The organism is Dietzia sp. SLG310A2-38A2 (assembly GCF_014145095.1).
In the GTDB taxonomy this organism is placed as follows: domain Bacteria; phylum Actinomycetota; class Actinomycetes; order Mycobacteriales; family Mycobacteriaceae; genus Dietzia.
This window is the reverse complement of the sequence record NZ_JAALDX010000097.1, coordinates 1-8490: the sequence shown is the minus strand read 5'-3', so window position 1 is coordinate 8490 and position 8490 is coordinate 1. Positions and strand designations below refer to the sequence as shown.

At 71.7% G+C, this 8490-nt stretch carries 7 protein-coding genes; 2 read left to right on the top strand and 5 right to left on the bottom strand.

Annotated elements, in window-relative coordinates:
• Position 1: 1 nt before the first annotated feature.
• Positions 2–646: a HemK2/MTQ2 family protein methyltransferase gene (locus tag G6027_RS03865; protein WP_182635552.1), complete on the top strand. Its 645-nt coding sequence runs from the start codon at positions 2–4 to the stop codon at positions 644–646.
• Between the two features lie 40 nt (positions 647–686).
• A complete protein-coding gene (locus G6027_RS03860) occupies positions 687–878 on the top strand; it encodes a CDGSH iron-sulfur domain-containing protein (RefSeq protein ID WP_182635554.1) in 192 nt (63 codons plus the stop codon).
• A gap of 45 nt (positions 879–923) precedes the next feature.
• Here G6027_RS03860 and G6027_RS03855 read toward each other — a convergent pair whose 3' ends face one another.
• From G6027_RS03855 to G6027_RS03835, 5 genes are all read right to left on the bottom strand, one after another.
• Positions 924–1928 carry an iron-containing redox enzyme family protein gene (locus G6027_RS03855; RefSeq protein WP_182635549.1) on the bottom strand — a complete coding sequence of 335 codons (1005 nt, stop codon included), beginning with the start codon at positions 1926–1928 and terminating at the stop codon, positions 924–926.
• Between the two features lie 9 nt (positions 1929–1937).
• Positions 1938–3140, bottom strand: coding sequence for a hypothetical protein (locus tag G6027_RS03850; protein WP_241726788.1), 1203 nt, complete (start codon positions 3138–3140; stop codon positions 1938–1940).
• A 28-nt stretch (positions 3141–3168) separates the two neighbouring features.
• Positions 3169–4356, bottom strand: a complete 1188-nt coding sequence (locus tag G6027_RS03845; protein WP_182635547.1) for an amidohydrolase — start codon at positions 4354–4356, stop codon at positions 3169–3171.
• Complete coding sequence (locus G6027_RS03840; protein ID WP_182635545.1) at positions 4334–6211, bottom strand: prolyl oligopeptidase family serine peptidase; 1878 nt, start codon at positions 6209–6211, stop codon at positions 4334–4336. Before G6027_RS03840 ends, G6027_RS03845 begins: the two co-directional genes overlap by 23 nt.
• Positions 6204–8490 (bottom strand): carboxylate--amine ligase/circularly permuted type 2 ATP-grasp protein (locus G6027_RS03835; RefSeq protein WP_182635543.1); only part of this gene is annotated, 2287 nt, incomplete at its 5' end. The genes G6027_RS03840 and G6027_RS03835, both read right to left, overlap by 8 nt.

Genomic DNA, 8490 nt, shown 5'->3' with positions numbered 1-8490 from the left:
CATCGAGGTCGACGACGGTGTCTACGCCCCGCAGGACGACTCGTGGCTGCTCTGCGAGGCGCTGGACCAGGCTGACCTGGTCACCGGCAAGCGGGTCCTCGACATCTGTACAGGCAGCGGGATCCTCGCCATCGAGACAGCACTGAAGGGTGCGCGCGAGGTCCTCGCCTTTGACATCTCCCCCGCCGCCGTCGCCTGCGCGACCCGCAACGCCGAGCGCGCCGGGGTGCGGGTGGACGCGCGCGTCGGGACCCTCGCCGACGCCCGGCGGGCCGGGCCGTTCGACGTGGTGGTGTCGAACCCGCCCTACGTCCCCTCGGACAAACCCCTCCGCGGGACCGGACCCAACCGGGCCTGGGACGCCGGCGCCAACGGGAGGGTGGTCCTGGACGAGCTCTGCGATCTGGCCCCGGATCTCGTGGCCCCCGGCGGGTCCATGCTCATCGTCCACTCCGAGTTCTCCGACCCCCCGCAGACCATCGCCCGGCTCGGGCGGGCCGGGTTCGACGCCCGGCAGGTCGCCAGCCGGGTCGTGGAGTTCGGACCGGTCATGCTCGAGTACGCCGAGCGCCTCGAGGCGGCGGGCCTGCTCGAGCCCGGGCGGCGGGTGGAGGAACTGGTGGTGGTCCGTGTCGACCGCAGGTGACCGGGAGTCCCGGGTCGTCCGGATAGTCCCCGGTGGTCCGATGCTGGTCGAGGGTCCCGTCGACCTGGTCACCGACGACGGCGCCCGCGTGTGCTCCGACCGGTTCATGGTGGCCGTGTGTACGTGTCGGCGCAGCAAGAACTACCCGCTGTGCGACACCAGCCACCGGCGCAAGATACGGGCCACCCCTACCGAGACCCCTACCGACACCTCAGCCGGCGCAGACGACTGAGCTCGGGGCGGGTGGCGGGTGCCGCGACGTCGGTGCGCCCGCGCGTCAGGGCAGCAGCGAGGAGTCCCCGCGGCCCCACGCGGCGAGCATCTCGCCCGCCGCCAGCTCGTCGAGGTAGTCCAGCGTGCGCATCCCGAACACCACGTCGGCCGCCAGCTGCGGCTCCCGGCTCACCAGGTCCCCCACGACGTCGTGGCGCATCACCTGCTCGTGGACCGCATCGGCCTCCACGTGCTCGGCGTAGAAGTGCACGCATTCCTCCGGGGCCCCCATCCGCCGCAGGCCCGCGACCAGCCGCGCCGACCCCGGGGACGAGGTGATCTCGATGGCGGCGAAGTGCCCGATCGCGGCGCCGCGCAGGGATCGGTGCAGGCCGAACAGCGACATCAGATTGACGGTCGACAGCGTCGCCGCGGAGACCCGGTCCAGGTAACCCAGGTAGGTGGGGTCCAGCTCCGCGGACCTCATGAGGTCGGCCCACAGTTGCTGGTGCACCCGCTCGCCGCGCCCACCGCCGAACTCGTCGAACTCCACGGCGACGAACGAGGCCTTGGCCTGCCCCTGCAGTCGCGGGATGGCGAACGCGTGGGGGTCGCCCTCCTTGAGGTGGTACAGCGACCGGTGGGCGAAGTACTCGCGCAGCTGGTCCCAGGTGCCCTCGTCCTTGAAGTACCAGGACGGGCCGGTACCGGAGGTCGCCTCCACTGACAGTGCGTCCATCTCCGCCACCGGGTCGTCGCCGGGCTCGACGGCTCCCCGGAGGTGATCGAGGAACAGCGACTCCAGGGCGCGCCGGAGCCGCAGGAGCTCGGGGTCCCATTCGAGGTCGGCGTCGACCCCGTCAAAGCCCCGGTAGTGGAGCTCGTACAGCGTGTACAGCGCGAGCTGCAGATCGCGGCCGAGCGGATCGGTGTCCGCCGGCACGCCCGGGAGCCCGTCGGTCCGGCCCGTCGCCAACGCCGTGACCACGGCCTCCGAGATCGGCCCGCTCGCGGCGGGCAGAGTCGGGGCGGAGGCGGACGGGGCGATCTGGGTCGGGACGGCTGTCATGTCCCTTGTCTACCCTTTCGAGCAGTCATCCTCCACCGTGGACGTCCCCCCGGCGTCCCCGCCGCCGTGGTTGGCGTCGTCGTGGTTGTCGTCGTCGTGGTTGTCGTCGTTGCGGTAGTCGTCGTCGTCGGAGTTCTCGCGCTCGATCCGCTCCCGCTCCTGCTGCTCGCGGCGCTCACCGGCCCGCCGCTGATAGTTGTCGAACATCGTGCGTCGTTCGTGCCACCGCAGACTGTAGGTGGCCGCGCGGACCGCGTCCTCATCGTCGAAGTTCGAGCCCAGCGCGCCGGCGAACGCCCCGAGGCAGGTGGCGAGCCAGGCCAGGTGGACGTAGTCCGGAGCGCCGACGGGCCGCCCGAGCTGCGTCTCGAGGTAGCCGGCGTCCACCACGGCGATCGCGAGCACAAGCATGGCCACCAGCAGTCCGAGGAACATGACTCCCACGCCGACCCCCACTGTCAGCACGGTTGCCGTGTTGTCCATCCGCCGACGGCCCGGACCGAACTCGTCGTCGGAGCCGGTCCACAGTCCGTTCCGCAGGATGAGCCACGTCACGAGCGTGAGCACACCCAGCACGCTGATCAACAGCAACCGGATCGGATGCAGCTCCACCGCGAGGGAGGCGATGCTGCCGTAGAAGATGCCGAAGGCACCCGTGCCCGCCCCGGCGGCGACGACACCGGACAACGCCGTCACCATCCGGGTGGGCCTGTTGTTGAGCACCATCCCCCCGAGCAATCGGACCTTGCTGACCACGCCCGTGCACGTGGCGGGGGGCAGGTCGTCCGAACCGGGCGGGCCGAACTCGTCCCGGCGGGTTCCCGACCTCACCAGGCGGAGGGCAAGCGCCCGGGCCTTGGATCCCACCCGAACGACGCCGAGCACCGGCAGACAGACCAGGGCCGCAGCGGTTGAACCGCTGAGGTCATACAGAATCGGGTGCCCGCCGGATCGGGTGGGCAGATCGGTCAGATAGATCAGGAAGTCCCACTCGTGCTGCCGCAGTAACCGGGGAGCGTGCTCGGTGAGTCGGATCTCGCCGTCCGGGCCGAGCGGGAGCGTCTCCTGGGCGACCTCGACCCGCCACCGCCCCCCGAGTTCGCGGGCGAGATCGTCGGCGAGGTCGTCCGCGATCGCCGCCGCCACCCTGTCGGGCACCCCGGGGTCCGCCATCAGGCCGACGGTCGAGTACGGCCCGTCGTCGCTCGGCATCTGCTCGGCCACTCCTGAACGCCCCCGTTCAGTCTCCGCGGTCGAGTCGCGCAAAGGCGTCGAAGATCCGGGCGCCGTGGGGCAGCGCGGCCTCGTCCAGGACGAACCCCGGGTGGTGCAGGTCGGTCTCCTCGGACTCGCCGTCCCACACCCCCAGTCGCAGGTAGACGCCGGGGATCTCCTCGGTGTACCAGGCGAAGTCCTCGCCGCCGCTGGACTGCACGGCGGTGCCCACCCCGTCCGGACCGAGCACCTGTTCGACGGCCGACGCGGCCAGGTCGGCGCACGTGACGTCGTTGACCACCGGCGGCACACCCTGGACGTAGTCCACCTCGGCGCGGACCCCGTACGTCGCGGCGATCGATTCGACGGCCTCGCGCACGACGGGCTCCGCCGTGGCCCAGACGTCGCGGTCGGCGCTGCGCAGGGTGCCCCACAGCTGCCCCGAGTCGGGGATGACATTGGGCGCGGTCCCCCCGGCCTTGACCGAGGCCCAGGTCAGGACCGTGCCCGAGCGCGGATCGATCGTCCGGTCCACCACGGCGGTCACCCCCGTGACGATCTGCGCCAGGGCGAAGACCGTGTCCTGGGTCTCGTGCGGCCGGGCGGTGTGCCCGCCGTCCGAGTGGACGGTGATGCCGATCTTGGCGTTGGACGAGGTGATGGCGCCGCCGGTCACGCCCACCTCGCCGACGCGGCGGTGCGGGTCGCAGTGCAGCGCGAGGATGCGATCCACGCCCTTGACCACGCCCTCCTCGACGCAGTCCTTGGCGCCTCCCGGCATGGTCTCCTCCGCCGGCTGGAAGATCAGGCGCACGGGGCGCGGCGGCGGGTCGGCGACCAGCAGTTCGGCCGCGCCCAGGAGCATCGCGGTGTGGCCGTCGTGACCGCACGTGTGGGCGACCCCGTCGACCTCCGAGGCGAAGGACTCACCGGCGTCCTCGCCCATGGCCAGCGCGTCGATGTCCGCGCGCAGGGCCACGACGTCCGATGCGGTGGCGCCGTCGGCGGCCGGGACGTCGCACCACAGGCCGGTGCCGAGCCGGAACCGCGTCGGCTCCAGCCCCATCGCCCGGAGCTCGGCGTCGATGTAATCGGTGGTCTCGGTCTCCTCGTAGGACAACTCGGGGTGGGCGTGGATGTGGCGCCGCCACCCGATCAGTCGTCCCTCGAACCCGTCCGCGTCGCGGGGTTCACTCTTCTTGCGTCCGAACACCGAACACCTCCTGACAGAAGTCGACCACCCGGTCTCCGAGCAGCTGCCTGTTGGCCAATTTCACGAACTCGTGACCCTCGTCCTCGAAGAGCAACACGTCCACCGGTACGCCACGCCGGCGCAATGCCTCCACTGCCTGCTCCGTCTCGCTGAGCGGCACATTGGTGTCGTGCGCCCCGTGGACGAAGAGCACGGGCACGTCCACGTGGTGGTACAGATTCAGGGGTGACGCCTCCCTGAGCAGCTCACGCTCCTGCAGCGGGTTCCCGTATTTGGGATACGCCGCGGCGGCGATCCACGGTTCGGTGGTGCGGTAGAAACTCTGGAGATCGCTCATCCCGCACGCCGCGATGCCCCCGCGCCACCTCCCGGGATGCCGGACCAGGGTCGCGTTGACCAGGTACCCGCCATAGGAGCGGCCCGAGACCACCGCCCGGTCGGGGTCGGCGATCCCCTCCTCGACCAGGTGCAACAGCGCGTCCTCGACGTCGTCGATCCCCGCGAAGCGGCCGTAGCGGTCGTCGGCGTGACTGAAGAAGCGGCCGGACCCCGTGGACCCGCGCACGTTGGGCGCGAAATAGGTCACGCCGATGTCGAGGTACCGGCGGGCGAGGTCGTTGTACCCCGGCCGGGACTGCCCCTCGGGCCCACCGTGGAGGTGCACGACCGTGGGTGTCGGCTCGTCGGCGGGGTCGGAGCGGTACAGCCACCCCGACAGCTCCAGACCGTCACGGGCCGTGAAGCGGACCAGCACCGGGGCCGGATCCGGTTGCCTCGGCGGCTCTCCCGTCCACCTCCGTCGCTCCACGTCGTACATGACGATGCGCGGCGGCTGGTCGAGACTCTGCACCGTGAGCGCCAGCAGACGGCCGTCGGCGGTGAGCGTGGGAGAGGTCGCGACCACCTCCGGCAGCGGGGGTCGGGCGATGGTCCGGGGACGACTCTTCCGCAGGTCCAGCACCTCGAGTTCGGAGAGCCCGCCCCGCACGTTCCACAGCAGGACGGCCGTCGAGCGGTCCAGGCTCACCTCCACCCGGTCGAGGTCGGCGTCCTCCCGGTAGGCCACTGTCCAGGACTCGGTGCTCTCCTCGTCCGCCTCCACGGCGAGCAGACCCATGCGCTCCGCGGAGTGGTCGCTGCGCACGAGCATCTTCATCGGCCGGTTCTCACCCCCCGCGTCGAGGATCACTCCGGCGTCCGTGGTGGAGCCGGTGTCGACGGGCAGGAGCGGCCACCACCGGCCGTCCGGGACGATGCGGAGCAACTCGCGGTGACCCCGTGCGCCCACCCGGAACAGGGCGGCCCCGTCGCGGGCGTGGACGAGCGCGCCCCCCATCCGGCGGTCGACCACCGTGCTCTCACCCGTCTCCGGGTCCACCAGCCTCCCCTCGGCCAGCCCCTCGGAGTCGAAGGCGGTCAGGGCCAGCAGGTCGCCGTCCCAGCAGACGATCTGCTCGGTGGCGTCGTGACGGGTGTCGATCGGATAGACGTCCCTGTCCGCGGGATCGGTCGTGACCAGCCAGATCCGCTCACGCTCACCACCGTCGGGCGCCACCTCGCAGGCCAGCCACTTGCCGTTGGGCGAGTAGGCGACTCGACGGACGGGACCGTTGACGGGCAGCACGACATCGCGCTCGGGCCCGGCGCCGTCGAGGCCCCCCAGTCCCAGCGGCCGCTGCACCGCCCGCGGGTATCCGGTGCGCTCGGTGACCACGCACGCCAGCATCGACCCGTCCGGTGACAGGCACGGCGAGGTGGTGTGACGGATCTCGCCCGGCCCCCCGGCGGCGTCGTCGGGTGGGCCGGCGACGTCCAGGGACTCGGCCTCCTCGGTGATCTCGGTCGTGTCATGCACGGTGGATCCAGGTGTCCTTTCCCCCGCCTCCGCTCGAGGCGTTGACGACCATCGTGCCCGCCGGAGCCACTCGTGTCAGTGCGACGGGCGGGGCGGAAGCGAGGATCTCACCCGAGGCCCCGGGCCGGAGCATGACGAACGCCCGCATGTCGACGTGCCGACGCTGGAGCTCGTGCCCGTCGAACGTCGGCAGGGTGGACAGGGCCTGGACCTCCTGGGCCACGAATCGCTCGCCGTGTCGCCTCAACTCGTCGCGGCGCTCGTCGAGCTCGCGGGGTGAGCACTCGGGGCCCACGGTGATGCCGGAGCCGCCGTAGCCGTCGATCGGCTTGACCACCAGTTCCCCCAGACGGTCGAGGACCTGCTTCCGCTGCTCGGGGTCGGAGCAGACGTAGGTGTCCACCTGACCGATGAGGGGCTTCTCGCCTAGGTAGAAGTTGATGATCTCCGGCACCCGCGCGTAGATCGCCTTGTCGTCCGCGGCGCCGTTGCCGGGCGCGTTGACCACGGCCACGCCGCCCTCCGCCATCGCTCCGAGCAGACCCCGCCGCAGCACCGTTCCGTCCGCACCCGACGATGACAGCAGCATCTCCTCGTCCATACGGACGTAGAGCACGTCGACCGGGACGCGCTCCCCTCCGTCGACGCGCCACAGTCGACTGTCCTCGACCACCAGGTGGTCGGGGGTGACGAGCGGGCCGCCGATCGCCGCGGCGGCCTGATTGAGGTCGAAGGCCTCGAGCTCGTCCTCGGCGATCACCACCGCGATGGCGGGATCGTCCACGCCGTCCGGGGCGGCGGCCCGCAGGGTCTCCGACAGCATCTCCAGGCCGACCCGGGGTTCGTGGATCTCGGAACGCGCCCCGAACTCGGGAAAGCCCTCGCTGATCCGGTCGCGCAGCGCGACCGCCATGGCCAGGCCGCCCGCCATCCGCAGGTTGTCCTCGAGGACGACCCACTCTCCCGGGGCGGTGGAGACCAGATCGACGCCGCACACCGGGGCGTGCAGCGCCCCTGCCGGGACCGACCGGCCGGTGGGCCGGAAGCCCGGTGCCCGCTCGAGGGCCTCGGCGGGGACGATACCGGCGCGGGTGATCTCGCCTGGACCGTAGATGTCCCGGAGGAACAGCTCCATCGCGCGTGCCCGCTGTTCGATTCCCGCCGAGATCCGGGCCCACTGGTCGGCCGGGATGATCCGCGGGACCGAGTCGAGCGGGAAGACCTGCGGTTCGTCCCTGCCGTAGACCTTGAGGGTCACCCCGAGGTCGCGCAGTCGGTCATCGACCTTGTCCCTGCGCTCGCACAGGGTGTCGGGGCCCAGGTCGGAGACGGCCTTGAGCACGTCCACGTACTCGGGCCGCGGCACGCCGTCCTCGGTGATCGCCTCGTCGTGCACCTCCTCGGTGACGGCCTCACCCAGCGGCGAGTAGGAGGCGAGCATCGACCGCATGTCGCGGTCGTCCGCCACGTCGCGCGGCCGGATCCGGTCGACGGTCTCCGCCAGCAGGACGGCCACGACGTCCCCTCGCCTCCCGCGACGGCGGTGCGCGGCGCGTTGGCGGGCCGCCGAGGTGCCGGCCCCTCGGATACCGTCGAGGAGGTCGTGGACCAGGTCGAGCTCACCGCCGGCGCGGAGCTGCTCGGTCAGACCCTCCACCAGGTCGGTCAGGAGTTCGGACGCGGGGCGCGGGCCCCCGGTGGACACGTCCACCAGATCGCCCTCCATGCCGGAGCGGGCCGCCCGCCAGAACGCCGCGTCGAGGACGGTGGTCGAGGGATCCTCCCAGCTGGTTCCGTGGTCGGCGCGCTCGGAGAGGATGCGGTCGACCGTGGCGCGGAACAGGGCGGCGACGACGACGAGGGTGTCCACCGTGCTGCAGGAGTCACAGACCCCAAGCTCCACCCCATTGCCGTCCCGGGACGGGCGGATGTCGACGTCGATCGACTCACGGTCCACCACCACGCCGGTGCCGACGAGCTCGTCCTCCGCCGCCAGCACACCGTCCGCGGTGTCGGTGGGGATGACCGTGTAGTGCGCGGGTGACCACCGCGCCTCGAAGGTTCGCGTGGAGGCGTACCCGGAGTCACCGCCGTCGGCCCAGTAGGGAGAACTGGCGGCCATGGCCAGCAGCACGGGGGCCACGGCGACCGCGCGCCGCGCGACGTACTGCGCCTCATCGGCGTCCGCGACTTCCACCACCACGCGGAACCTGGCCGCCGCCCGGGTCTGGGATTCGCGACCCGGCGCGGGGTGGGGCTCCTCCGGGGTCGGGTCGAAC